A 24049-nucleotide genomic window follows, 5' to 3' on the forward strand; every position below is an offset into this window, starting at 1 on the left:
TCACTTCGCCACCGACGGGTGGGTCGCCTCGACGAAGTAGTTCTCACGTCGCTCACCGAGATATTCGAGTTCGAACCCCTGGCTTCGAAGTAGTTCCTCGACCTCTTCGGCCGAGCCGCCGATTTCGGTCACTTTCTCGCTGTGTATCTCACAGAAGAGATGGTGACACGGCACGTCGGCGAGTGTCTCGCGGAACCCATCGAGCGCGAGATATTCCGCTCCCTCGATATCGATCTTGATGACATCCGGCGAAGGGAGCCCGTGTTCCGTCACCAAGTCGTCGGCACGGCGTGTCTCGACATCGACGGTCTCTCCGTCACCATCGGAAAGTTCGTGTCCCGTCTGTCCTCTGACGGACATGTGGGCCGTCCCGTTCTCGTTCGTGAGCGCCACGTCGAACAGCCGAGCGTCGATATCGTTTCGTTCGACGTTGGACTGCAGAATCCCGAAGGCGTCGGGGGTCGGTTCGAAGGCGACGACGGTCCCCGAGGATAGCTGCGTTCCGACGAGACAGGAGTAGATGCCGACGTTCGCCCCGATGTCGTAGAACACGTCGTCGTCGTCGACGACCGACAGAACGCGTTCGATGAGCCGTCGTTCAGAGCGGAGATCGTCCACGAAGTCGTGCTGATCGAGCCGGCGGTAGGCCATATTGAACTCGGCGCTCGCGTCACCGACCGAGTACGACTTGTACGTTGGCTTTATTCGCTGGTAGAGAAAATCGAACTTGCCAACGAGCCGTTTTGTTACGGCGGCTGCGAGGGCGCGCCAACCCTCCGATTGAAACAGCCGATACGCCCGGTGAAGAACGCTCATTGGTGAACAGGAAGCTGGTTTTGTTACAAGTACCTAACGCTACAGCGTTTTCGATCCGTCCAGCAGCCGGACGGGCGTCGAGGAGGTGTTCGCAGCGACTTCCGGATGTGGGCCGAGTTATTTGTAACCCAAAAACTGCAAGCGCTCTTCGACGGTGTTCGAATCTCCCCCCTCGAACTCGATCGGATCCTCGCTGGTTATCGTCCGGCGGTCGTCCGCCGGGACGTCGAGCCACGGCACCACGTACAGCGTCTCGTTGCGAATGTACTCGAGTGAGTGCCCGAACTTCGGCCTCGTCCCGGGGATCAGCGTTTCGCCGAGCATCTCACCGTGGTCGGCGGAGACAACGCTCTTTCCGGATAGCTCGTCGACGAGTTCCTTCGTGTGATCGAGAACGATATCCAACGTCTCTCGGTACGCTTGTCGTGTCATATCGATCGGTATCTCCCCTCGTTCCATGAGCGTCGAAAAGGAGGGCTGATCGGTTCGAGCCCCGTCGTGAGCGATGCGTCTGTTGAATCCGCGGATCTGAAACTGGTCCCGTAGTCGCTCCCCAGTCTCGCCCAAGTAGGGCCGATGCGGCTGCATGAAGTGGACGAGCAGCCGCTTGTTCGGATACTCCTCGTGGGCCGCCACCGCCGCCTCGACGACATCCCCCGGAAGCACGGTTTCGCGTTCGTCGTCCCACGCGTTCAGATAGAGCGGTTCCACCGCGTGAAACACGTCGCTTCGCAGTTTCTCCGTGTGGGGATTCCCGGTCACGTAGACGGTATCGTGGAACTGTTCGCCGACGAAGTTGCCCTGCATGAACTCCCAGCTTCGCCCCCCGTGGGAGACGACCCGTGAGAGTTCGCCGGGAATGTCGTTTTGCGTCTCGAAGTAGTCGTACCGGCAGGCGTCGAGGAGGACGAGGTTGTCCCAGTCCTCGTCCATCACGTCGACGGCGTCGCCACCGTGTTTCAAGTCGAACAGGAGTCGCTGTAACTCCCAACCGACGTATCCCGGTTGGCCCAACACCTTCCGCAGATTTTCCAGCGTGTATCGTTCCATCATCAGAGCAGGTGATTCGGGCGGTATATGAACCCTGGGTACCGGTGGCCGTTCACGTCGAAAACGCGACGCTCAGACGGGGGCGGACGGTTCGACGAGCGCCGGAACCGCAGGGTTATTGCCCCGACCGAACACTCTCCGACCATGCGCCACCATCTTCGCAAAGCGAGGGAAATCTACGCCGGCGGGGGACTCCGAACCGTCGTTGGGAGTGCGTTGCGCTACGCACCGGTCGAGTTCAACAACGCCGTCTTTCACCTTCGCCACGGGAACGGAACCCACGTGATGGCGGAGGATTGGGACAACCTCCTGATCCTCGATGGCTGTCGATACGACCTGTTCGAGGAGACAGTCGACATGGATGGGACGCTCGAATCCCGTATCTCGCTCGGGTCGAGCAGCGAGGAGTTCCTGGAGCGGAACTTCGGCGGGAAAACGTTTCACGATACGGTCTACGTCAACGCGAACCCCTACATTCCCCGGTTGAATCTCGACAGGGATACGTTCCACGCGGTGATCGACTGTCTCGACGACTGGGAGCCGAACCTCCAGACGATTCCCCCCGAACCGGTGGCCGACGCGCTCCGAGAAGCCAATGCCGACTTCCCCGATAAGCGACTGGTCGGTCACTTCATGCAGCCACACGCGCCCTTCATCGGGAAACTCGGCCAACGGATCGTCGGTGGCGGCTGGCGGTCCGACGAATCGGGCGAAGGCGAGCAAGGCATTTGGAACTACCTCCGGGACGGGACGGCGGACGTCGACCTCGGAACCGTGTGGGACGCCTACCGCGAGAATCTCGAGGTCGTCCTCGAATCGGTCGAGGCGTTGCTCGACGAACTCGACGGCAAGACGGTCATCACCGCGGACCACGGCAATCTCGTCGGCGAACGGTTAGGCCCCATCCCGACGCGACGGAAGTACGGCCACCCCTACGGCGTCCACGCGCCGGGACTTGTCAGGGTCCCGTGGTTCGTCGTCCCATTCGACGACCGCCGCGAGATCACGGCCGACCCACCGATCGACCGGGGATCGACGGCCGACCAGGAAACGGTCGAACAGCGCCTCGACGCGCTGGGGTACAAATGATCGTCGGCCGGCACTCACGCCGTCGACAGATCGCTAACCATCGCCTCCAACGCCTCGACGTCGACGACGATGTCCGTCGACCGTGGCTCGCAGACGAGTCGTTCGTACTCTAGGTCGAGCGTCTCCGCGAGGAGTTCGTACGGTTGTTTGACTTTCGAGCCGAACAGTTCGACGACGGTACAGTCCTCGGCGAAGACGATGTCGGCCAGTCCCGCACCGTGTGGTGCGACGACGAGGTCAGCCTCCGCGAACAGTCGAGCGTTCGTCGCCACCGACTGCTCCTCCAGGTTGTACGACTCGAAGCCGTACGCACGGAGCATCGACACGACCGCCGGTTCGTTTACCACACGGCGTTCGACGGCGTTCGAACGGGAGACGTACACGTTGGAGGCGCCGGTAGACGACGAGGGCCGTTCGGAGAGCGCGCCGAGTATCCGGGACCGGAGCCACCGGTAATCGTCGATCCGTGGCTCGGGAAAGGACGGCACGAGGAGTTGCTCCGCCCGATAGACGGGCGCCGCCGCGCGTGTGATCTTGTCCTGCGGCCAGTCGAGCAGATCCAGCGTCTCGTCCGCGTACGGCGGGACACCGTCGGGGACGAGCAAGGTGACGTCCGCGCCCGTTTCCCGTTCGTACGCCTCGGCGTACCGTACCTTCGGCACGGTTTCGACGAGCCAGTGGTAGTAGTTCGGATAGCGGGGTGAGAGGGGGAGGACGGTTCCGACCGGCGTCGCGTCCGATTCGAGGGCCGACCGATCGCCGCTGAGAATGTCGAACAGGACCGACCGGTCGCCGAAAAACGCCTGTCGCGAGAGACAGGCCATCGTGGCCTGTCGCGCGTGGTCCGGTGCCGCGGCCGTCTCCTCGACGATCTCCAGCGAGTCGGTGAGGGACAGCCCCGTGGTCGGCAGTACGTATCCCGGGCCGATGTCGGCCACGAACGGGGGGGAGAGCGTGCCCGCCCCGTCACCGAGAGAGTGGGTTCGACGGGCGCGGGTAACTAACTCGGCGCGGGAGACGGTCCGAAGGACGCCGGAATCCAGTAGGGGGTCGACGACGGATCGGCCCACTTTCTTCCGGAAGACCAAGTCGGCGGCCGAGACGAGCGTGGAGCGGAGTCCGTCGGCCGCCACCTTCCGTCTGAACTTCCGGTAGGAGATGTCGGTCGGTGGCCACATGCTCCGGACTGTCACTTTCGGACGTTTGCCCGGGCAGGCATAATAAGGGAGGCGATTTCGTCACTCGGGGATCGGTCCCACTCCGCTGAAGGCGGAACGGGGCGTACTTCGTGATCAGACCGCCGCTGTCCGCCTTCGAACGCGGCAGCGTCTACACACGATTTAAGAAGAGGGACCCGAATCCTGACACAATGAGCGGCCAGGGCCTGAGCGTCGAGAAGATCGTGAAGGGGATCCGAAATCCCAGCCGGGTCGTCGACGAGGTCATTCTCGACTACGTGTATCGGACGCCTGCAATCGTGCTGAACAGTTTTTCGACGATCGGTACCAACGTGTTCGATCGAGAGTGGGACGCGCTCATCGTCTTGGACACGGCACGGGTCGACGCCCTTCGGGAGGTCGCCGACGAGTACGACTTCATAACTGACGTGGATAGCATCTGGTCTACCGGCGGTGCGTCGGCGGAGTGGCTGGCTCGCACGTTCGACGAGGCACACGCCGAAGAGATTCGGGAGACGGCGTTTTTGTCGGCCCAGAGCCACATTCAGGAAGTGCTGGATACGAAGGTTCACGAAACGGACAGCAGCCGCCCGCTCCCGTTCAAGACGCTCCGGTTGATGCCCTCGGTCGACATCGACGAGTTGGACAAGGCCGAGTATCTGTTCAAATTCGAGACGGTCGGAGAGGAGGGCCCGTTCGGACACACGGAAGCGAATACGCCACCGAGATACGCGACCGATCGCGGCATCGCCGTCGGCCGCCAACGGGATCCCGATCGGCTCATGATTCAGTACCATCAGCCACACACGCCGTGGTTCTCACAGGCGTTAGCGGAGGACCGCGAGTTGAAATACCACGAATACGACTGGTGGAACTACTACTACGACACGGGGGATACGGATCGGATCTGGGAGGCGTATATGAGTGATCTACGGTACGTGCTCGACGAAATAGAGATTCTCCTCAACAATCTGGATGCAGAGCGTGTCGTGATAACTGCCGATCACGGTGAAGCGTTCGGCGAGTACGGAGTTCTCGGTCACAAACTCGGGAGTGTACACCCCAAGGTCCGGAAAGTTCCCTGGATCGAAACCTCCGCAGTGGACCACGAAACGCACGAACCGACCGTGGAGGAACCGGATCGATCGAAGATGTCTCGCGAAGAACTGGACCACAAACTCGAAGCACTCGGATACAAGGTGTGAGTCAGTGGTACGCGCCGTGCGTAACTTATCGGTCAGCCTCGACGACTATGCTCGACGAAACGCGGGCGGGCGTCCCAAGCGTCGCTTCGGTGCGGCTTGACACGGCGGCACATCAGCCCAGGTACCGCCCGTACGCCGTCCAGAACGTTATTAACCGACTCGACGGTACTGGCGAGCATGCGAAATCACTTTACGCTCGATAATCTGCGGCGGGCCCTTCGGAACCCACATCTAATTCGCCGCGAACTACTCCGTCTCGGTAGCCTCCCCTTCAACCACGGTTACGGGTACTACCTCGACCGGACGCTCGACGAGAGCATCGACATGATGGCCCAAGACTGGGACAACCTCTTGATCCTCGACGCCTGCCGGGCGGATTACTTCGAGGCCCAACACGAGTTCGACGAGACGCCGACTCGCGTCGTGTCCCCGGGCAAGATGAGCTGGGAGTTCATGCAGGAGACGTTCGTCGGTCGGGAGTTTCACGACACCATATACATCACGACGAACCCGTTCGCGACGCGGCTCCCCGAGGACACGTTCTTCAAGATCGAGTACCTCCTCGACGAGTGGGACGACGACATCGGGACGATCCACCCACAGGACGTCGTCGAGGCGACGGTAGCGGCCCACGAGGAGTATCCGAACAAGCGACTGCTCGTCCACTTCATGCAGCCACATCGGCCGTACCTCGGGCCAACGGCCGAGACGTTACGGGAGCGGGTCGACTTGGTCGGGTATCGGAACCAGGGCGACGGACTACAGATTTGGGGTGCCGTGAAGGAGAAGAAAGTGACGGTCGAGGAGGTCAGGACGGCGTACTCGGAGTCGCTGGACATCGCCCTCGACGAGGTGGAGACCCTCCTCGAACGCGTCGGCGGGAAGTCGGTCATCACCGCGGACCATGGAGAGATGCTCGGCGAGCGGGTGTTCCCGTTCACCTCGCGCGTCTGGGGGCACTCGGAGGGGTTCAGCACGCCCCCGCTCCGCGAGGTACCGTGGCTGGTGATAGACGGGGAGTCACGGCGCGAGGTCAGGGAGGCGTCCTCTACCGAGTCCGAAGAACGGCCCGACGAGGACGAGGTCGAGAAGCGACTCGCAGCCCTGGGCTACGCCGAGTAACGGCCACCCCGAGCGTGACTCGACGCCCGGCACGCGGACGGGATCATCGGGTGGATGGAAAACGATATATCGGTGGCTACCGCCGGTACGCTGGGACGACGTCCGAGCTATGACTGGCATGAATCGTCTCCGCCAACTCAAGGATCTGGGGGCGAGGGGAGCGCTCAAGTCGGCGTACTACTCGCTTCGGCACACGTCGAATGCCACGTCGCTGGTGTTCACCTCGAACACGATCACCGAAATCGCGCCACGGACGGAGTTCGACGTGAACCGTCGGCTCTCGGTCGGGATGGGCCGGAGTGGCGCGTCACATCCGAGGATCGGCCGTTCGAAGGTGTCGACGACGGCGGGCGCGTCCGTCTCACACACCGGCGAGGACCTGGCCAACATCGGCCCCGCCTCGATCCTCCACGTCGAGGGCGATTTTTCCATGGGCGATTCGTACGCCAACTCCCACCTGCGGCTCCTGTGTGGCGACGAGATCAGTATCGGCGACGGCGTCGCGATAGCGTGGAACGTCGAACTCCTCGACGACGACCGGCACGTGATGCGAATCGCCGGGGAGCCGGTCGAACGAAGCGAACCGATCAGGATCGAGGACGACGTGTGGATCGGCCACGACGTCTCGATTCAAAAGGGCGTCACGGTACGTCGGGGAAGTGTCGTCGCGAGCGGGAGCGTGGTGACGTCGGACGTGCCGCCGAACACGCTGGCCGCCGGCGTCCCCGCCGAAGTCGTGCGTGAGGACGTTACGTGGGGAAATGGGTGATCGACGACAGCGGCGGGACCTCACCGCGGCTCCTTCTCACTCGCGGTAGCCGAGGGATCGGAGCCGTTCCTCGACGAGTTCGTCCGACTGCCCGCGGTTCGTGACCGGGGGTTCGGTCGTGATCGCACGGCGCTCGTCGAACGGAACCACGAACCAGGGGACCCTGACAAGTTCCGTGGAGTACACCCCCCACGGGTGGCCGAACATGCGTTTTGTCGGGATCGGTCCCTGTCGCTCGTCGACCATGTTCCCGTGGTCCGACGAGAGCACCACCTTCCCGTCGATGTCGTCCAGTAGTTCGGCCACGTACTCGAACGCGACGTCGAGATTCTCGTTGTAGCCGTCCCAGAGTTCCTGCACCGAGATGGGATGGTCCCCGTTTCGGAACGGGACCCACGCGTTACGCTGGCCGACCCGCTCCCGCAGTTCGAGCCCTCGTTCCCCGATGAAGGGGAGATGTGGCTGCATGTAGTGGACGATGATCCGTTTGTTCGGATAGCGTTCGTGTGCCTCGATGGCGGCGTCCGTGACCGTCTCCGGGTGAGCGATTTCGAGGTCCTCGTCCCAGTCGTCGAGGAGGTCGATGACCGCGTGGAACGTCCCGTTTCGGTCGAGATCCAGCTTCGGGAAGTAGACGTTCGCGTTGACGTAGACCGTGTCATGAAACTCTCTGTCTGCGAAGTTGCGCTCCAGGAACTCCTCGCTGGTCGAGCCAAGCGAGATGCGGGACTCCAGTTCGCCGTCGAACGGGACCCGTTCGGCGAACATGTCGTAGCGACACGCGTCGAGGAGGATCAGCGTGTCCCAGTCTTCCGCCATCACCTTCGTCCCGGTGCCGTGACGGAGGCGAAAGACGAGGTTATTGATCTCGATGGGGAGATAGGAGAGAGCCGACCTCGCGAGTTCCTCCACGCCGCGGGTCCGGTAGACGTGTTTGGCCCGCTCGAGGTGGTGTTTCATACGTCGAGCAACCCCCTCCTCGGATAAGAACGTCGTGGATTCCGGCGTCGAACCGACGCAGTAAAGGCCACACCGACGGACCTTCGTCCCGAACGGTTCCGTACATCCAGAGATGAGACTCGGACAGACTTCTGTCGTACACTTCGGCTCGAGCATCGTGTCCTCGGTGTTGGGGTTCGCCGCCACGGTGTACATCGCCCGGATGCTCGGCGCCGAGCCGCTCGGAATATACCACCTCTCCGTGGGTCTCGTCTCGTGGCTCGCGATCCTGGGAAAAGTCGGCATCTCGGACGCCATCTCCAAACGGGTCTCGGAGGGAGTCGAACGGGAGGAGTACGCGGCGGCCGGCACCGCCGTCGTCGTCGCGATGTTCGTCGTCGTCGCCGGTGGAATCGTCCTGTTTCGCGGGCGGGTCGTCGACTACGTCGGCTACCCCGTGACCGGGTACATCGTCTTGATCCTGCTCGTCGTCCTCCTGAACAGTCTGATCAACGCCCTGCTGGTCGGACTGCATCAGGTCCACGTGAGCGGCGTCCTCTCTCCGCTCCGAACCGGCGGCCGGGCAGTGACACAGATCGCCCTCATCGCGGCGGGGATCAGTACGGCCGGTCTCTTCATCGGTCACGCCGTCGGGCTCCTCCTGGGCATCGTGATCGGCGCGTACTACGTGGTTCGGGAGCTTCCGAGCGTCTCCCTGCCGGAGCGACGCCACTTCGAGCGTCTCGGCGACTTCGCGAAGTTCTCGTGGCTCGGCGGGCTCCAGTCGCAGATGTTCAGCTACACGGACGTCGTCGTCCTCGGCTTTTTCGTCTCCTCGGGACTCATCGGCGTCTACGCAGTCGCGTGGAACGTCGCCCAGTTTCTCATCCTGTTCAGCGGGACGATTAGAACGACGCTGTTCCCCGAAATGAGCGCGATTTCGGCCGCCGAGGAGCCGCAAGCGGTCGCCCGCATCGTCGAGCAGTCGCTCTCGTTCGGGGGACTGCTCCTCATCCCCGGGCTGTTCGGTGGGGCGCTCCTCGGCGAGCGCATCCTCCGCATCTACGGCCCCGAGTTCCCCAAAGGCACGGCCGTGTTCACCGTACTGATCGTCGCGAACCTGTTCATGGGGTACCAGAACCAACTGCTGAACACCCTCAACGCCGTCGACCGCCCCGACCTCGCGTTCCGCGTCAACGGGGCGTTCGTCGGGATCAATCTCTCGCTCAACGTCGCGTTGGTTTACCTGTACGGCTGGCTCGGCGCCGCCGCCGCCACGGCCGGCTCCGCCGCCATCAGCCTGCTCGTCGCGTACTACTACGTGTCGAGACTCATCTCGTTCGACGTCCCGTGGCGGGAGATCGCCAGCCAGGGCGCGGCCGCCCTCGTCATGACCGCCGTCGTCTACGCCGGCCTGACCGTCGAGAACACGTACGACCTCCTGAATCACAACTTCGCGACCGTGCTCGTCCTCGTCGCGGCCGGTGCCACGGTGTACTTCGTGGGCCTACTCGGCCTCTCGACGGAGTTCCGAACGACCGTCAGACGCAACCTCCCGCCGCTCGGTCCATACCTCCCTGGGTAGAGCCGAAAGTATTTGCGACCTCGCCGACCAGTGAGGGGCATGAAAGCAGTCATCCTGGCCGCGGGCAAGGGCACTCGCCTGCGACCGCTCACGGAGGACAAACCCAAGGTCCTCGTCGAAGTCGACGACAAGCCCCTGATCGAGTACGCCTTCGACTCGCTCATCGACATCGGCGTCTCGGAGTTCGTCGTCGTCGTCGGCTACAAGAAAGAGCAGATCATGGAGCGCTACGACGACGCCTACGAGGGCGTGCCGATCACCTACGCCCACCAGCGCGAGCAGTTGGGCCTCGCCCACGCCCTCCTGACCGCGGAGCCGTACGTCGACGACGACTTCATGCTGATGCTCGGCGACAACGTCTTCCAGGCGAACCTCGGCGACGTGATCAACCGGCAGGCCGAAGAGCGGGCGGACGCCGCCTTCCTCGTCGAGGAGGTTCCCTGGGAAGAAGCCTCCAGATACGGCGTCTGTGACACCAACGAGTACGGTGAGATCACGCGCGTCGTCGAGAAGCCGGACGATCCGCCCTCCAATCTGGTGATGACCGGCTTCTACACGTTCACCCCCGCCATCTTCCACGCCTGTCACCTCGTCCAGCCCTCCGACCGCGGCGAGTACGAACTCCCCGACGCCATCGACCTGTTGATACAGAGCGGGCGCACCATCGACGCCATCCGGATGGACGGCTGGCGTATCGACGTGGGCTACCCCGAGGACCGCGAGGAGGCGGAGCGCCGACTGCAGGGGGACGGGGAGTCCGTGGACGCTGACGAGGAGGTCAGTACCACCTCCGAGTGAGTCGCCGAGCGGGAAAACGACCCTGCGAAGGAGCGACGGGCGGTCCGAACGAATCCGGAAGCGCCGGGCCACGCCGCGGAGTCACGGGAGGCGGAGATGGGAACACCTTTTGAACTCCCCCGGCGAGAAAGGCACAGGATGCCCACGTCCGACGCCGTCTGCGTGCTCGTTCCCACCCTCGACGAGGGGGAGACCATCGGCGACGTGGTCCGTGACTTCCGCGACGCGGGTTACGGGAACGTCCTCGTCATCGACGGCGGGTCGACCGACGACACCCAAGCGGTCGCCAGCGAGGCCGGCGCCCGCGTCGTCGAGCAGTCGGGCACGGGCAAGGGGCAGGCCGTCCGGGAGGCCATCCGAGAACACGTCGACAGCGAGTACGTCCTCATGCTCGACGGCGACGGGACGTACGAGGCCGACGACGCCGAGGCGATGCTCGAACCCCTGTGGTCGGGCGAGGCCGACCACGTCATCGGGAACCGCTTCGCCGACATGCGTCCGGGCGCGATGACGGCACTGAACCGCATCGGCAACCGCCTCATCAACGGCGCCTTCGGCGTCATCCACGGCGAGTCATTCGGCGACATCCTCTCGGGCTACCGGGCGTTCACCCGCGACTCCTTCGAGGAGATGCACCTCACCGCCGACGGATTCGGCATCGAGACGGAGATGGCCGTCGAGTGTGCGAAACGGGGGATCGCGACGACGGTGGTGCCGATCACGTACTACCCGCGACCCGCGGGGTCGAACACCAACCTCCACCCGATCCGTGACGGCGGGATCATCTTCCTCGAACTCTACCGCCGGGCGAAGACCAACAACCCCCTGTTCTACTTCGGGAGCCTCGGCACGGTGTCGACGGCCACTGGCTTCCTAGTCGCCCTCTACGTCGGCGTCGAGTGGGTGACCCGAGGGATCTCCCACGAGGTGCTCGCCGTCGTCGCCGCCTTCGCCATCCTCGTCGGCGTCCAGCTCCTGATGTTCGGCATGCTCGCCGACCTGATCCTCTCCCTGCACCGCGAGCAGTTGCGGGAACGGGAGTGATACGGGTTATTGTGAGTCAGTACCGGTGGTTCGCAGAGACGGTTCGGCGAACCACCGGTAAACAGTTACAACAATCCGTACGAGACCGGTAAGGGGTGCCTACCGTCGCTTAACCCGGATTAAATCGTGTGATTCGGCTTTCACATCTTCACGATTGATTACGCTGACAGGAGTAGCGAGGACCCCGTTGACGCATGGATTCGAACACGCTCTTGACCGTCGGATTCGTGGCGCTCGTGGCCGCCACGCTGTTCGTGACGGCACACGCCGGCGCGGTCGCGGTCGGCCTGCTCCCGCCCGCTCGGGGGACCGACGACGCGAAGCGGGAAGCGCGGGAGCCCGGCGAATCGAAGGCCGTCGAAGCCGGCGAGTCGGGACCCGTTGAGGCCGACGGGCGCGTGTCGGCCGACGGCGACGATACCGGCCGGTCGCGGATCACGGCAGCGGACCACGAGCGGATTCGGAGCCACCTGGAGAAAGATCGGTTCCACCGGCGGCCCGACGACCTTCTGCCGTCCGACGACGACGGATCGTGACGGGGCGCAACCGAAGGTACATGCGTTCGCCGGGTCTCGGCTCTCGTATGCGCGAACTCGACGAGACCGACCTCGAAATCCTGCGGGCGTTGATGGACGACGCCCGTCGGCCGTGGGCGGCGGTAGCCGAGCGGGTCGACCTCTCGCCGCCCGCGGTGTCGGACCGGGTCGACCGCCTCCAGGAACTGGGCGTCATCCGACGGTTCACGCTCGATCTCGACCGCTCGAAACTGCGGGAGGGCGTCCCCGTACTGGTGACCGTCGAACCGGCGCGCGAAGCCGGCGACGACCTCCGGGACGCGTTCCGTGCCGCCGAGGCGGTCGAACACCTCTTTACCACCGCCGAAGGGGACGTGGTCTGTTACGCCCGCGTCCCCGACGGCGACGTGCCGCGGTGGCTATCGCGTACCGTCGACGGCGACGCCGTCGCCGACTACGAGGTGACGCTCCTCACCGAGGGCGAGTGGACGCCGAGCGTCGGCGGCACCGGCTTCGCGCTCGCCTGTGCCGAGTGTGGGAACACGGTGACGAGCGAGGGGACGACGGCACGGATCGGCGCCGAAGTCCACCAGTTCTGCTGTCCGTCCTGCGAGGCGCAGTTCGAGTCGCGGTACGAGCGCCTGGACGCGGCGGCGAACGAGGACGGCACGGAGTGACGGCGTTCGTCGTGACCGCGGGGCACCCGGATTGATTACCCTCCCGGTCCTCGCCCCGACCGATGTCGGACACAGACGTCGGCGTGCCGTGGCGGTCGCCGCGGCTGTACCTCCTCCTGGCGACGGCGGCGGTGGCGCCGCTCGACGTGACGCTCGTCGGCCCGGCGCTCCCCGCCATCGCCGACGCGTTCGGGGTGTCGAGCGCGCGGAGCGGGTTGGTCATCACCGCCTTCGCCGCCCCGGGGGCCGTCCTCGCCCCGATCGTGGGGATGTACGCCGACCGATTCGGCCGGCGGCGGGTCGTCGTCCCGTGCCTGCTGGTCTACGGGGGCGCCGGGCTGGCGGTGACGCTGGCGACCGACCTGTGGCAGGTGCTCGCCCTCCGGGCCATCCAGGGGAGCGTCGGCGGAAGCATCCTCGCCTCGCTGACGCTCGCGCTCGTCGGCGACTACTACGACGGCCCGCAACGCAACGCGGTGATGGGCGTCGTCAGCGCGGGCATCTCCTTCAGCGCCGCGGCCGGCCCGGTACTCGGCGGGGTCCTCGCCGCCTACTCGTGGGACGCCCCCTTCTACCTCTACGGGACGAGCGTCGTCGTCGCCGCCGCGGTGTACTGGCTGCTCGACCCGCCGCCGGTCGAGGGGACGACCGATCGCGAGGGATCGTGGTCGTATCTCCGTGACGCGGCGGCGTCGCTCCCGGCCCGGGACGCCCTCCTCGTCTACGGGGCGACGTTCGGCGGTTTCGTTCTCTTTTTCGGCGGCGTCCTGACCGCCGTCCCGTTCCTCCTGGAGGGGACGTACGGACTGGCGTCGGGGCGGGTCGGCGCGCTCGTGACGGGCGCGACGATGCCCGCGGCGGTGGTCGCCGTCCTCAACGGTCGGTTCGCCCGCCACCTGTCGAATCTCGGTCTCGTCACGGCCGGCTTCGTCGGCTACGCCGCCGGCCTCGTCGGCGTGTGGGCCGCCACCTCGGCGACGGGCGTCCTCCTCACCCTCGGCGTCTTCGGGGTCGGGCACGGCCTCGTGCTCCCCTCCGTCGCGTCGGCGCTGTCGACGCTCGCCGGCCCCGAGTTCCGCGGCGGCGTGATGAGCCTGCGGACGAGCGTCGTGCTGGGCGCACAGGCAGTCGGCCCGCCGCTGTTTACCCTACCCGCGACCCGCCTCGGCCTGGGGTACGAACTCCCGCTAGCGCTTGGCGGCGTCGGCGCCGCGCTGGTCGCCGTCGGCCTCTACGCCGCCGTCGGGGGGCGGTCGGGAATCCGCGTCGCGGCAGCGGGCGAGCCGTAAAGGGCAACGTTTAGGCCGCTTCCACGGGCTCTCTCACCCATGTCAGAGACAGTACTTCTCGTCGGCGGGGGCGGCCGGGAACACGCCATCGCCCGCGCCGTCGCGCCGGACTGTGAACTCTACGCCTGTGCGAGCAACCGCAACCCCGGCATCGCCGACCTGGCCGCGGAGATGCGGGCCATCGACGAGACGGACGTGGAGGGGGTCGTCGCCTTCGCCGAGGAGGTGGACGCGAGCCTCGCCGTCGTCGGGCCGGAGTCGGCGCTCGCGGCGGGCGTCGCCGACGCCCTCGACGCCGCCGGCGTCTACACCTTCGGCCCCGACGCCGAGGCCGCCCGCATCGAGACGGACAAGGCCTACCAGCGGCGGTTCATGCGGGAGCACGGGATTCCGGGCTGTCCCGACTTCGAGACGTTCACCGACATGGACGCCGCCTGCGACTACATCGACGCCTCCGACGGCGACCTGGCCGTCAAGCCCGCCGGCTTGACGGGCGGCAAGGGCGTCCGCGTCACCGGCGATCAGGTGACGAAAGCGGAGGCCAAGGCGTACCTCCGCGAGTCCGACTACGACCGCGTCGTCCTCGAGGAGCGACTGGTGGGCGAGGAGTTCACGGTACAGGCGTTCGTCGCCGGCGAGGAGGGACGCTCCTCGGGGCGGATGCGGACGACGCCCGCGGTGCAGGATCACAAACGCGCCTACGAGGGCGACGAGGGGCCGAACACGGGCGGCATGGGGAGTTACAGCGATGCCGGGCCGACCCTGCCGTTCATGGACGAGGCGGACTACGACGCGGCGGTCGAAATCCTGGAGGCGACCGTCGACGCCCTCCCCGACTACAAGGGCGTCCTCTACGGCCAGTTCATGCTCACCGCCGACGGCGTGCGGGTGGTGGAGTTCAACGCCCGCTTCGGCGACCCGGAGGCGATGAACACGCTGCCGGTCCTCGAGACACCCTTCCGCGACGTGTTGACGGCGGCGCGTGACGGCGACCCCCTGCCCGAACTCGACTTCGACGCGCGGGCGACGGTGTGTAAGTACGCGGTGCCGGCGGGCTACCCGACCGACCCCGAAGCCGGCGCGCGGATCGAGGTGGACGAGGGGAGCGTCGCCGAGGCGGCAGCGGCGGGCGACGGCGACGCCCTCCTCTTCTACGCGAGCGTCGATGCCCGCGAGGACGGTCTCTACACGACCACCTCGCGGGCCTTCGCCGTCGTCGGTATCGCGGGGACCATCGCGAACGCGGAGGCCATCGCCGAGGACGCGCTGTCGGCGGCGGGCGACGGGCTTCGGATCCGCCACGACATCGGCAAAGCGGACCTGGTGGAGCGTCGGATCGAGCACGTGACCCGGCTGCGCGAGTGACGCGAGCGGCATACGCGTCGAGAAGCGCATGACGGGCGCGTGACGCGCCACAAACCTTTATTTCGCCACGTCTCGACGATTGGTCAATGGCGACGTTACGGGATTCTCTCGGTGACTTCGTGGACGGCGTCGACGGACTGTTTCTGTTCTCCCCGTCGGCGGCGTACTACGAGCGATTCGCGGACGCGGACGTGCCCCGGGTGGTGATCGCGAACGAGAACGGCGTCGGTGCGGACTCCTTCGTCGAACTCCCGCTCGAGTTCGACAACGTCCGTGACCGCATCAGGTTCGGCGTCGAAGGGGCGATGGAACACGGCTTCGTCGCGGCGGGCGACACCGTCGCCTGCGCCGTCTCGGTGTTCGAGGAGGGCGGGGACGCCGACTCGCTGGTTCGGGTTCGCGTCGACGAGTCGATGCGCTCCGGCATCTACGACCTCTTCACCGACTCGCGGGCCGAACCGGGCGTCATCCGCGACGTGTTCGAAGTCGCCATCGACCTCGGCAAGAAAGGGCAGAAGGGCAAGCCCGTGGGTGCGCTGTTCGTCGTCGGCGACGCGGGTAAGGTGATGAACAAGTCCCGGCCGCTCAGCTACAATCCCTTCGAGAAATCCCACGTCCACGTCGGCGACCCCATCGTGAACGTGATGCTCAAGGAGTTCTCGCGGCTGGACGGCGCCTTCGTCGTCTCGGATTCGGGCAAAATCGTCTCCGCGTACCGCTACCTCGAACCCTCCGCGGAGGGCGTCGACATCCCGAAGGGACTGGGGGCGCGGCACATGGCCGGTGGGGCGATCACGCGTGACACCAACGCCATCGCCATCGTGCTCTCCGAATCGGACGGGATGGTACGGGCGTTCAAGGGCGGGGACCTGATTCTGGAGATCGATCCGGAGGAGTACTGAGATGCAGAGCGGGACGATTCGGGAAGCCGTCACGGCGGTACCGATCCGGTTCTGGCTCGCGTTCGGGACGCTCGTCGTCGGGGTCGTGCTGGGCTGGCTGACCCGGGTGCTCGCCCGACGGGTGCTCCGCCGAATCGGCGTCCCCGACGCCATCGAGGGAACGGCCTTCGAGCGGACGGCCCGCGAGTTCGGCACCTCGACCGTCGACATCCTCGCCGCCATCGCGGGGTATTTCGTCTTCGGCATCGCCGTCTTCGCCGCCGTCGCCGTCGCCGAAATCGAGTACGTCGCCCAGTTCTGGAACGCCGTCGCCGGCTTCCTCCCCCAACTCTTCTTCGCCGTCATCGTCCTCATCGTCGGCGTCCTCCTCGGCGACAAAGTGGAACTGGTCGTCTCCGAGCGGTTCCGTGGCGTGAAGCTCCCGCAGGTCGGCGTCCTCCCCCTGATGGCGAAATACAGCGTCTTCTATCTCGCCGCTCTCATCGCCCTCGGACAAGTGGGCGTCGCCACCGGCGCGCTCATCGTCCTCCTCGCCGCCTACGTCTTCGCCATCGTCTTCCTCGGCGGCCTCGCCTTCCGCCACCTGCTCTCGGCCGGCGCCGTCGGCACCTACCTCCTGCTCAACCAGCCCTACACCATCGGCGACGAGATTCGCGTCGGCGACGTCCACGGCATCGTTCAAGAGATGGACCTGTTCGTCACCCACGTCGAGACCGACGGGGAGGAGTACGTCGTCCCGAACAGCAAGGTGTTCACCGAGGGATTCGTCCGAATCCGGTCGTGATCGCTCGTTCGGAACGGTTTTGCGCGTCCACTATCAATATTTACCGTGACGGAGCCGATCCACGTCCTCCACGTCGACGACGATGCGGACTTCGCGGCGCTGACCGCGACGTTCCTCGAACGGGAAGACGACCGCTTCGTCGTCGACACGGCCACGAGCGTCGACGCCGGGCTGGATCGACTGGCTGCCGGCGGCGTCGACTGTGTCGTCTCCGACTACGACATGGATCGGACCAACGGGATCGACTTTCTCACCCGCGTCCGCGACGGGTACGGCGACCTGCCCTTCGTCCTCTTTACCGGGAAAGGGAGCGAGGAGGTGGCGAGCGAGGCCATCTCCGCCGGCGTGACCGACTACCTCCAGAAGGGGCGAGGGACCGAGCGCTACGAGATACTCGCCCACCGTATCTCGAACGCCGTCGAGGCCCACCGCTCGCACGCCGAATCCGAAACCCAGCGCCAGCGTCTCGAAGGGATTCTCAAGACCGTCCCCGGCTGTATCGTCCAGGTGGACACCGACGGCCGGTTCGTCTTCGCCAACGAGCGAGCCAAGGAGGTGCTCGGCCTCGAACGGTCGGCGGTCACGGACCGGGCGTACAACGACCCCGAGTGGCGGATCAGGGACTTAGACGGTGAGCCGATCCCGGACGCCGAGCTTCCCTTTTCGAAGGTCTGCAGGCGCGAGGCACCAATCTACGGCGACCGACACACGATCCAGTGGCCGGACGGGACCGAGAAGCTGCTCCGAATCAACGGCGCGCCGCTGTTCGACGGCGACGGGGCCTTCGAGGGCGTCGTGTTCTCGCTGACCGACATCACGGCGGAGCGGGAGCGTCGACGGACGCTCGAGGAGACGGAACGACGGCTCGACCTGGCGATGGAGGCGACCGACACCGGCGTCTGGGAGTGGTACCCCGAGACCGACACGCTCGTTTGGGACGAGACGCTCGAGCGCGTGATGGGACTCGATTCCGGCGAGTTCGAGGGGACCTACGAGGCCTTCGCGGATCGAGTCCATCCAGCGGACCTGCCGACCGTCGAACGAGCGGCCGAGCACGCCCTCGAAACCGGCGACGCGTACCGGAGCGAGTTCCGGATGTTCCACGCGGACGGGAGCGTCGTGTGGGTCGAAGCGCGCGGCCAGGTGGTCGACGGGAGGCTGCTCGGCATCCACCACGACATCACCGAGCGCAAGCGCCGGGAGCGGGAAGTCGAACGGACGAAGGGTCGCCTCGACAGTATCCTGGAGAACACGACGACGCCCATGTTCATGAAAGACGAAGACGGGGCGTACCTGTTCGTCAACCGTCGCTACGAGGAGCTGTTCGGGCTGACCGAAGCGCAGGTGGTCGGCCACACGGACGAGGAACTCCACCCGTCCTCGATGGCGGCCGAGGTGCGGGCGAACGACCGACAGGTCGTCGAGACGGGGGAGCCGTTGACCACCGAGGAACGCATCGTCGTCGACGGCGAAGAACGAATCTTTCTGACCTCGAAGGTGCCGGTTCACGACGGGAGCGACGACGGCGAACCGAACGCCGTCTTCGGCGTCGCGAAGGACATCACGGAGCGCGAGGCGTACCGCTCGAAACTCGAACGGCAGAACGAACTCCTCGAACAGTTCGCGGGCGTCGTCAGCCACGACCTCCGAAGCCCGTTGACCGTCGCGCAGGGGCGACTCGACCTGGCGTCGACCGAGTGTGACAGCCCGCATCTCGACGACGCGAGCGACGCGCTGGCTCGGTGTCAGGAGTTGATCGACGACCTGTTGACGCTCGCACGGACCGGGGAGCGAACGACGACGGTCGAACCGGTGTCGCTCGCGGACGCGGTCGAGGACTGCTGGCAGACCGTCGAAACGAGTGACGCCACGCTCGATATCGCGACGACGCGGACGGTCCGGGCGGATCACAGCCGCCTCGAACAGTTGCTACAGAATCTCGTCCAGAACGCCGTCGAGCACGGCTCGACGAGCCCTCGGTCGCACGCTCCCGAGGACGCCGTCAAGCACGGTTCCACGGGCAATCAGACGCAGTCTGATGATGCCGTCGAGCACGGCGGGTCGGGCCTGACTATCACGGTCGGTGATCTGGACCGCGGCTTCTACGTCGCCGACGACGGGACGGGGTTCCCGGCGGACGCCTACGAACGGGTGTTCGAAGCCGGCTACTCGACGGACGACGACGCCACCGGGTTCGGACTCGGTATCGTCGCACAGGTGGCCGCGGACCACGACTGGACCGTCGATGTCACCCGGAGCGAGGCCGGCGGCGCGCGGTTCGAGATTCGCGGCGTCGAGACGGCGTGACCGGGCGCTACGCCTCGCCCACGCCGCCCTCGACCGGTCGCGCGGGGACGCCCGCCACCGTCGTTCCCGGCGGCACGTCCTCGGTCACCAGCGAGTTGGCCGCCACCTTCGCGTCGGCGCCGATGTCGACGCCGGGGAGGACGACGGCCCCCGCGCCGATCATCGCCCGTTCGCCGACGACCACCTCGCCGGTCCGGTACTCCGTCTGCAGGAATTCGTGACAGAGGAGGGTCGCGTCGTAGCCGACGATGGCGTCGGACCGGATCGTCAGGAGTTCGGGCCAGAACACGTCGGGCGTCGCCTCCAGGCCGAACGCGACGCCGGGGTCGACGGTCGCGCCGAGACGGCGAAGGAGCCAGTTTTTCGCCCGCAGGCTGGGGGAGACGCGGATCAGCCAGACCGCGAGGTAGTTGACGACTACCCGCAGCGGGTGTTTGGCGTCCGGCCAGTGCCACAGCGAGTTGTGCGGCCCCGCCGTCGGGTGGCGGTCGAGGCGGTCGTGTCGGCGGTCGGCGTCCGAGTCCGAGTCCGAATCGCTCACGGGTCGAGTTGGCTCCGCCGCGTCTTGAAACCGTCCGCTCACGCGCGAAGCCCAGCGACGAGGTAGGCGGCCGGGAACGCCGCGACACCCGCTCCGATGGCGACGACGGCCCGCGCGTAGACGTTCGGCGGGCTGAGGGCGACGGCGACGGCGGCTGGGACGGCGGCGAGAAGCAGCGCCCAAGTGAGCCGTTCCGTGGACACGGTCACTCCAGTCGCTTCGAGACGTACGGGCCGTCCTGGTGGTAGCCGAGTTTCTCGCGGTAGTATCGGCGCACCCCGATGCCGCTGATGACGCTCAGCTTGTCGTAGCCGGCGTCGGCCGCGAGTTCCTCGGCGCGGGTGAGGAGGCGCCGGCCGTAGCCGCGGTGTTGCCAGTCGGCCGCGTCGTCGTCGCGGAGGCCCACCTCGCTCCCGTAGACGTGGAGTTCGCGCACCAGCGCCGCGTTCGCCAGTTCGCGCCGCACCGGGTCGTTCGGGAACCGGAGGCGACAGAAGCCGACCAGAAGGTCGGAGACGGGGTCCTCGAAGCTGAGGAAGTGTTCCGTCCCGCCGCCGGCCTCGTAGGTCAACACGTCGAGTTCGACCCGCTCGGGGTCCGGGTCGGCGTCGTTGTGGCCCACCTCGCGGGCGCGGATGTCCCGCGGGGTGATGCCCCGCTCTTCGGCGCGCTGGCTGGCCAACTGGCGGAGGTTGGACTTCCAGACGCCAGCGTCGATGTGGTCGGCGGGGATGTCCCGCTGGACGCGCTGGAGTCGGGTGTACTTCGGGATCATCCCCATCACCTCCGCCACGAGGTCCGCGGCTTCCTCGTTGTCGAGGGGGTCGAAGTCGTCGCGGCGCCACATGTCGTAGGTGCGGGTGCCGCGGACGACGAGCGTCGGGTAGATCTTGAGGTAGTCTGGACGCCACCGGGGGTCCTCGAACAGCTGGCGGAAATCCTCCAGACACATCTCGCGGGTCATCCCCGGCTGCCCGGGCATCATGTGGAAGCCCACCTTGAACGCGGCGTCGCGGAGGCGACGGTTGGCGTCGACGGAGGCCTGCACGCCGTGGCCGCGGTGCATCTCGCGGTTGATCCGCTCGTAGGTGGTCTGGACCCCCACCTCCACTTTCGTCCCGCCGAGCCGGAGCATCCGGTCGATCTGTTCGGGATCACACCAGTCGGGCTTGGTCTCGAAGGTGGTGCCGATGTTCCGGACGTCGGCCGTCTCGTTCTCGGCGATCACGTCCTCCAAGTAGCGGAAGTCGGGGTCGTCCTCGGCGAAGCTCCGCCCCTCCGCGGGGTTCGGCGTCGCGTCCGTGTCGTAGTCGTTCAGGGCTTCGAGCGCCCGCTTGACGAACCACTCCTGGTAGTCGTGGCTGCGGGCCGTCATGGTGCCACCCATCAGGATGAGCTCCACCTTGTCGACGGGGTGGCCGATGTGGCGCAGCTGTTCGAGACGGAGGGTCACCTGCCCGTACGGGTCGTAGTCGTTCTGCTCGCCCCGCGCCGCGGCGGGTTCGTGGCCCGTGTAGCTCTGGGCGCTCCCGAACTCCGAGGCGGGGCCGCCGGGGCAGTAGAGACACTTCCCGTGCGGGCACATGTGCGGCGAGGTCATGATGGCGACGGGCGAGACGCCCGAGGCGGTGCGGACTGGCTTGCGCTGCACGACCGCCTGCACCTCGTCCCGGCGTTCGTCGGGGGCGTGCTGGAGGATGTCGGCGTTTTTCGGCACTTTCGCGGCCGAATGCTCCGAGCAGGCGTCGAGTTTCGCGGATTCGAGGTCGTCGCGCTCCAGGTCGCCGTCGAGGATGCGCTCGACGAGGTCCGTACAGACGCGCTCGAACGCCTCGCTCTCGGTCTCGGCGTCCGTGCTCACGATCCGCCCCTCCGGCTGGTCATCGTCGTCGTGTCGTCGGGTCGCGGGGTTAAGGGTATCGCTCCAAGGGGTACGAGCCGAGGCGAGGGGCGGCGGAACCGACTCAGGCCAGTCGCTCGACGGCGGCCGCGACGATGGCGTCGACGGCGGCGTCGCGGCGACCGGAGAGGAACTCGATGCGGCCGTCGCGGACGCTCGCGGCGGTGATACCGGCGTCGTCGACGCGTTCGGCGGCGTCGCCAGCCACGCCACGCACGTCGAGGTCGCCCGCCGAGCGGAGGTAACACTCGTCGGTGCCGACGCCGACGATCAGGTCCGCGTCGCGGCGGCGACCGAGTTCGTCGAGTAGGAGGCTCGTCGGCGGGAAGTCGAAGCGGTGGGTGTAGGCGTCCGTGTCGAGCACCTCGACCGTCAGGTCGCCTTCATCGCGGGTCTCGACGTTGGCCGTCGCGGTGTCGACCTCGGCGTCGAGTTTCCGGCGGAACTGCTCGCTGATGTGGCCGGCGAGGCCGCCCGCGTCGTCGAACAGGAGGTCCGTGATGAGTTCGCGCTTGTCCTCGTAGGACTGGTAGTACGCCTCCAGCGCGATGGCCTCCCGGAGTTCGCGCGTGCGGTCGGCGTCGTAGCCCGCCTCGGAAGCGAGGGAGACGTACGCCTCGGGGGCGTCGCCCCAGTAGGAGACGGCGGGGAGGTGCGAGAGGTCGTCGGCCACGTCGGGGTCGACCGTCGCGGCGAGGGTGGCGGCGAGCGTCCCCGTCGAGAGATCGGCGGCGTCGGCGCCGGCGAGGCCGGGGTTGACGATGGCCTCGCAGTCGTCGGCCACCGCGGCGTCGGCCACGTCGGCGTCGACGACGACGCGCCGGGCGCCGTAGATGCCGAGCAGCCCCAGACCGTCGCTGGATTCGACCGTGCTCCCCGTCCCCACGAGGAGGACGAGCGGCAGTTTCTCGTCGTGTCGGTCGCGGTCCTGGAGCATCCGCGTCACGTCGTTGGTCGCGTCGTCCATGTCGTAGACCGACTCCTCGAGCGGTCGACGCGTGAAATAGTGGTACTCGGCGTCGGCGGCGGCGTGTTCCTCGCGGATCAGCGGGAGGACGGCCCGCTCGATGGCCGCGCCCGCGACGTAGCCGTCGGTGGTCGCGGCGTGGCGGACGACGACCGGTCGGGATTCGAGGACGGCCCGCCGGATCGTCTCCGCGGCGTCGACGAGGTCCTCGGCCACCGCGTCGACGGCGTCTCCGTCGACGAGCGTCGTCGCGGATTCGGGTCGGGCCTCGGCGGTCAAGGCGTCGGCCAGTCGGCGCTCGACGTCGGCCGCCTCGTCGTCGGCGAGGATTTCGAGCGCCTCGGTCTCGACCTGCAGTTCGTCGTAGCGGCGTTCCACCTCGCCGTCGAGGCGGACGAGGCTCCCGACCTCGACGTCGGGGTAGGCGCGGACGCCCGCCTCGACGAAGGCCGCGCAGTCGACGGCGCCGGAGGCGTCGCGGAGTTCGAACACCGTCGGGCCGCTGGTCTGCCGGACGCCGACGATTTCGCCCTCCAGCCGGACCGTCTCGCCGACGCGGTCGTCGAGGGAGTCGACGTCGACGCGGTCGAGGTCGGCGGTCGGTTCGTCGGCGGACGCTGCCGTCGAGCCGTCGGCGGCGTCGGTATCCGTCGTGTCGGTCCCGTCGGCGGCGTCGGTATCCGTCGTGTCGGTCCCGTCGGCGTCGACGTCGGACTCGTCGTCGGCGTCGGCGTCGGCGTCACCGTTCAGCGCCTCGTCGTGATCCGGCGTCGGCGTCTGTCGAACGGGGCCGGGTCCGTCGTCGTCGTCGTCGGACTCGATGGTCTCGCCGTCGGCGTCGCCGTCGGGGTCGTGCACCTGCGCCCCGCGGAACTCGTCGCCGGACTGGCGGATCGACCAGGAGAGGTCGACGTTGCCGTTGTCGCGAACGTTCTTGACCTGGACGAACACGGTGTCGCCGGGCTCCCAATCGAGGCTCTCGAGGCGACGGTCGAGTTCGCTTCGGTGCAGCAGTCCCGTCACGCCGGGCGCGAGGTCGACGAACACGCCGAAGTCGGCGAAGCCGTCGACCGTCCCCTTGTAGTATCGACCCGAGACCAGTTGGTCCGGGCTGGAACCGCGGAAATCAAACCAAACGTCTTCTTCGTGGGTGATCCAATCCATTGAGCGAATCGAACAGTCCCACCCTAAAACGATTGTCGAAACT

Annotated in this window: 22 protein-coding genes; 14 read left to right on the top strand and 8 right to left on the bottom strand. The window is 66.5% G+C overall.

Going from position 1 to position 24049, the window contains the following annotated elements; translation table 11 throughout:
• Positions 1-816, bottom strand: a complete 816-nt coding sequence (locus DU484_RS15395) for an FkbM family methyltransferase (RefSeq protein ID WP_114586829.1) — start codon at positions 814-816, stop codon at positions 1-3.
• Positions 817-933: 117 nt separating this feature from the next.
• Complete coding sequence (locus DU484_RS15400; RefSeq protein ID WP_114586830.1) at positions 934-1869, bottom strand: hypothetical protein; 936 nt, start codon at positions 1867-1869, stop codon at positions 934-936.
• Positions 1870-2010: 141 nt separating this feature from the next.
• Here DU484_RS15400 and DU484_RS15405 point away from each other — a divergent pair, with 141 nt between their 5' ends.
• Entirely contained in the window at positions 2011-2955 is a 945-nt protein-coding gene (locus DU484_RS15405) for a hypothetical protein (protein WP_114606374.1), read from the top strand.
• 14 nt (positions 2956-2969) lie between these two features.
• On the opposite strand, the gene DU484_RS15410 is transcribed toward DU484_RS15405, so the two are convergent.
• Complete coding sequence (locus DU484_RS15410; RefSeq protein ID WP_222844857.1) at positions 2970-4148, bottom strand: glycosyltransferase family 61 protein; 1179 nt, start codon at positions 4146-4148, stop codon at positions 2970-2972.
• 95 nt (positions 4149-4243) lie between these two features.
• On the opposite strand from DU484_RS15410, the gene DU484_RS20510 reads away from it, so the two are divergent.
• The 3 genes from DU484_RS20510 (at position 4244) to DU484_RS15425 (ending at position 7229) form a co-directional block, all read left to right on the top strand.
• Positions 4244-5338 (top strand): alkaline phosphatase family protein, encoded by a 1095-nt coding sequence (locus tag DU484_RS20510; RefSeq protein WP_262342802.1) that lies wholly within the window; start codon positions 4244-4246, stop codon positions 5336-5338.
• A 177-nt stretch (positions 5339-5515) separates the two neighbouring features.
• Positions 5516-6460: an alkaline phosphatase family protein gene (locus tag DU484_RS15420; RefSeq protein WP_245957254.1), complete on the top strand. Its 945-nt coding sequence runs from the start codon at positions 5516-5518 to the stop codon at positions 6458-6460.
• A gap of 118 nt (positions 6461-6578) precedes the next feature.
• Positions 6579-7229, top strand: coding sequence for an acyltransferase (locus DU484_RS15425; RefSeq protein WP_157969376.1), 651 nt, complete (start codon positions 6579-6581; stop codon positions 7227-7229).
• Between the two features lie 36 nt (positions 7230-7265).
• On the opposite strand, the gene DU484_RS15430 is transcribed toward DU484_RS15425, so the two are convergent.
• On the bottom strand, positions 7266-8189 hold the full coding sequence (locus tag DU484_RS15430; protein ID WP_262342803.1) for an alkaline phosphatase family protein: 924 nt from the start codon (positions 8187-8189) through the stop codon (positions 7266-7268).
• A gap of 112 nt (positions 8190-8301) precedes the next feature.
• Between DU484_RS15430 and DU484_RS15435 the strand changes: the two genes are divergently transcribed.
• From DU484_RS15435 to DU484_RS15480, 10 genes are all read left to right on the top strand, one after another.
• Positions 8302-9753, top strand: a complete 1452-nt coding sequence (locus DU484_RS15435; RefSeq protein ID WP_114606375.1) for an oligosaccharide flippase family protein — start codon at positions 8302-8304, stop codon at positions 9751-9753.
• Between the two features lie 39 nt (positions 9754-9792).
• Positions 9793-10551, top strand: coding sequence for a UTP--glucose-1-phosphate uridylyltransferase AglF (gene aglF / locus DU484_RS15440; RefSeq protein WP_114586834.1), 759 nt, complete (start codon positions 9793-9795; stop codon positions 10549-10551).
• A 138-nt stretch (positions 10552-10689) separates the two neighbouring features.
• Complete coding sequence (aglJ, locus tag DU484_RS15445; protein ID WP_114586835.1) at positions 10690-11595, top strand: S-layer glycoprotein N-glycosyltransferase AglJ; 906 nt, start codon at positions 10690-10692, stop codon at positions 11593-11595.
• Between the two features lie 194 nt (positions 11596-11789).
• Complete coding sequence (locus DU484_RS15450; RefSeq protein WP_114586836.1) at positions 11790-12131, top strand: hypothetical protein; 342 nt, start codon at positions 11790-11792, stop codon at positions 12129-12131.
• Positions 12132-12178: 47 nt separating this feature from the next.
• Complete coding sequence (locus tag DU484_RS15455) at positions 12179-12787, top strand: AsnC family transcriptional regulator (protein ID WP_114586837.1); 609 nt, start codon at positions 12179-12181, stop codon at positions 12785-12787.
• Positions 12788-12849: 62 nt separating this feature from the next.
• Positions 12850-14076, top strand: a complete 1227-nt coding sequence (locus DU484_RS15460; RefSeq protein ID WP_114586838.1) for an MFS transporter — start codon at positions 12850-12852, stop codon at positions 14074-14076.
• A 39-nt stretch (positions 14077-14115) separates the two neighbouring features.
• The gene (gene purD / locus DU484_RS15465; RefSeq protein ID WP_114586839.1) at positions 14116-15441 is read left to right on the top strand and encodes a phosphoribosylamine--glycine ligase; all 1326 of its coding nucleotides are present in this window, start codon (positions 14116-14118) and stop codon (positions 15439-15441) included.
• Between the two features lie 86 nt (positions 15442-15527).
• Positions 15528-16343, top strand: coding sequence for a diadenylate cyclase (dacZ, locus tag DU484_RS15470; protein WP_114606376.1), 816 nt, complete (start codon positions 15528-15530; stop codon positions 16341-16343).
• A 1-nt stretch (position 16344) separates the two neighbouring features.
• A complete protein-coding gene (locus DU484_RS15475; RefSeq protein WP_114586841.1) occupies positions 16345-17127 on the top strand; it encodes a mechanosensitive ion channel domain-containing protein in 783 nt (260 codons plus the stop codon).
• A gap of 45 nt (positions 17128-17172) precedes the next feature.
• Positions 17173-19434: a hybrid sensor histidine kinase/response regulator gene (locus tag DU484_RS15480; RefSeq protein ID WP_222844858.1), complete on the top strand. Its 2262-nt coding sequence runs from the start codon at positions 17173-17175 to the stop codon at positions 19432-19434.
• A gap of 7 nt (positions 19435-19441) precedes the next feature.
• Here DU484_RS15480 and DU484_RS15485 read toward each other — a convergent pair whose 3' ends face one another.
• From DU484_RS15485 to DU484_RS15495, 4 genes are all read right to left on the bottom strand, one after another.
• Positions 19442-19975: an acyltransferase gene (locus DU484_RS15485; protein WP_114606378.1), complete on the bottom strand. Its 534-nt coding sequence runs from the start codon at positions 19973-19975 to the stop codon at positions 19442-19444.
• Positions 19976-20013: 38 nt separating this feature from the next.
• Positions 20014-20178: a hypothetical protein gene (locus DU484_RS19630; protein WP_157969377.1), complete on the bottom strand. Its 165-nt coding sequence runs from the start codon at positions 20176-20178 to the stop codon at positions 20014-20016.
• Between the two features lie 2 nt (positions 20179-20180).
• Entirely contained in the window at positions 20181-21836 is a 1656-nt protein-coding gene (locus DU484_RS15490; protein ID WP_114606379.1) for a tRNA uridine(34) 5-carboxymethylaminomethyl modification radical SAM/GNAT enzyme Elp3, read from the bottom strand.
• Between the two features lie 103 nt (positions 21837-21939).
• Positions 21940-24006: a DHH family phosphoesterase gene (locus DU484_RS15495; RefSeq protein ID WP_114606380.1), complete on the bottom strand. Its 2067-nt coding sequence runs from the start codon at positions 24004-24006 to the stop codon at positions 21940-21942.
• Positions 24007-24049 lie beyond the last annotated feature (43 nt).

Source organism: Haloplanus rubicundus, from assembly GCF_003342675.1.
Taxonomy (GTDB): Archaea; Halobacteriota; Halobacteria; order Halobacteriales; family Haloferacaceae; genus Haloplanus; species Haloplanus rubicundus.

Excerpts from the sequence above, each read along its gene's own strand:
- DU484_RS15395 (WP_114586829.1), bottom strand. The coding sequence starts at position 816 with ATGAGCGTTCTTCACCGGGCGTATCGGCTGTTTCAATCGGAGGGTTGG.
- DU484_RS15400 (WP_114586830.1), bottom strand. The coding sequence starts at position 1,869 with ATGATGGAACGATACACGCTGGAAAATCTGCGGAAGGTGTTGGGCCAA.
- DU484_RS15405 (WP_114606374.1), top strand. The coding sequence starts at position 2,011 with ATGCGCCACCATCTTCGCAAAGCGAGGGAAATCTACGCCGGCGGGGGA.
- DU484_RS15420 (WP_245957254.1), top strand. The coding sequence starts at position 5,516 with ATGCGAAATCACTTTACGCTCGATAATCTGCGGCGGGCCCTTCGGAAC.
- DU484_RS15425 (WP_157969376.1), top strand. The coding sequence starts at position 6,579 with ATGAATCGTCTCCGCCAACTCAAGGATCTGGGGGCGAGGGGAGCGCTC.
- DU484_RS15430 (WP_262342803.1), bottom strand. The coding sequence starts at position 8,189 with ATGAAACACCACCTCGAGCGGGCCAAACACGTCTACCGGACCCGCGGC.
- DU484_RS15435 (WP_114606375.1), top strand. The coding sequence starts at position 8,302 with ATGAGACTCGGACAGACTTCTGTCGTACACTTCGGCTCGAGCATCGTG.
- aglF (WP_114586834.1), top strand. The coding sequence starts at position 9,793 with ATGAAAGCAGTCATCCTGGCCGCGGGCAAGGGCACTCGCCTGCGACCG.
- aglJ (WP_114586835.1), top strand. The coding sequence starts at position 10,690 with ATGCCCACGTCCGACGCCGTCTGCGTGCTCGTTCCCACCCTCGACGAG.
- DU484_RS15450 (WP_114586836.1), top strand. The coding sequence starts at position 11,790 with ATGGATTCGAACACGCTCTTGACCGTCGGATTCGTGGCGCTCGTGGCC.
- DU484_RS15455 (WP_114586837.1), top strand. The coding sequence starts at position 12,179 with ATGCGCGAACTCGACGAGACCGACCTCGAAATCCTGCGGGCGTTGATG.
- DU484_RS15460 (WP_114586838.1), top strand. The coding sequence starts at position 12,850 with ATGTCGGACACAGACGTCGGCGTGCCGTGGCGGTCGCCGCGGCTGTAC.
- purD (WP_114586839.1), top strand. The coding sequence starts at position 14,116 with ATGTCAGAGACAGTACTTCTCGTCGGCGGGGGCGGCCGGGAACACGCC.
- dacZ (WP_114606376.1), top strand. The coding sequence starts at position 15,528 with ATGGCGACGTTACGGGATTCTCTCGGTGACTTCGTGGACGGCGTCGAC.
- DU484_RS15475 (WP_114586841.1), top strand. The coding sequence starts at position 16,345 with ATGCAGAGCGGGACGATTCGGGAAGCCGTCACGGCGGTACCGATCCGG.
- DU484_RS15495 (WP_114606380.1), bottom strand. The coding sequence starts at position 24,006 with ATGGATTGGATCACCCACGAAGAAGACGTTTGGTTTGATTTCCGCGGT.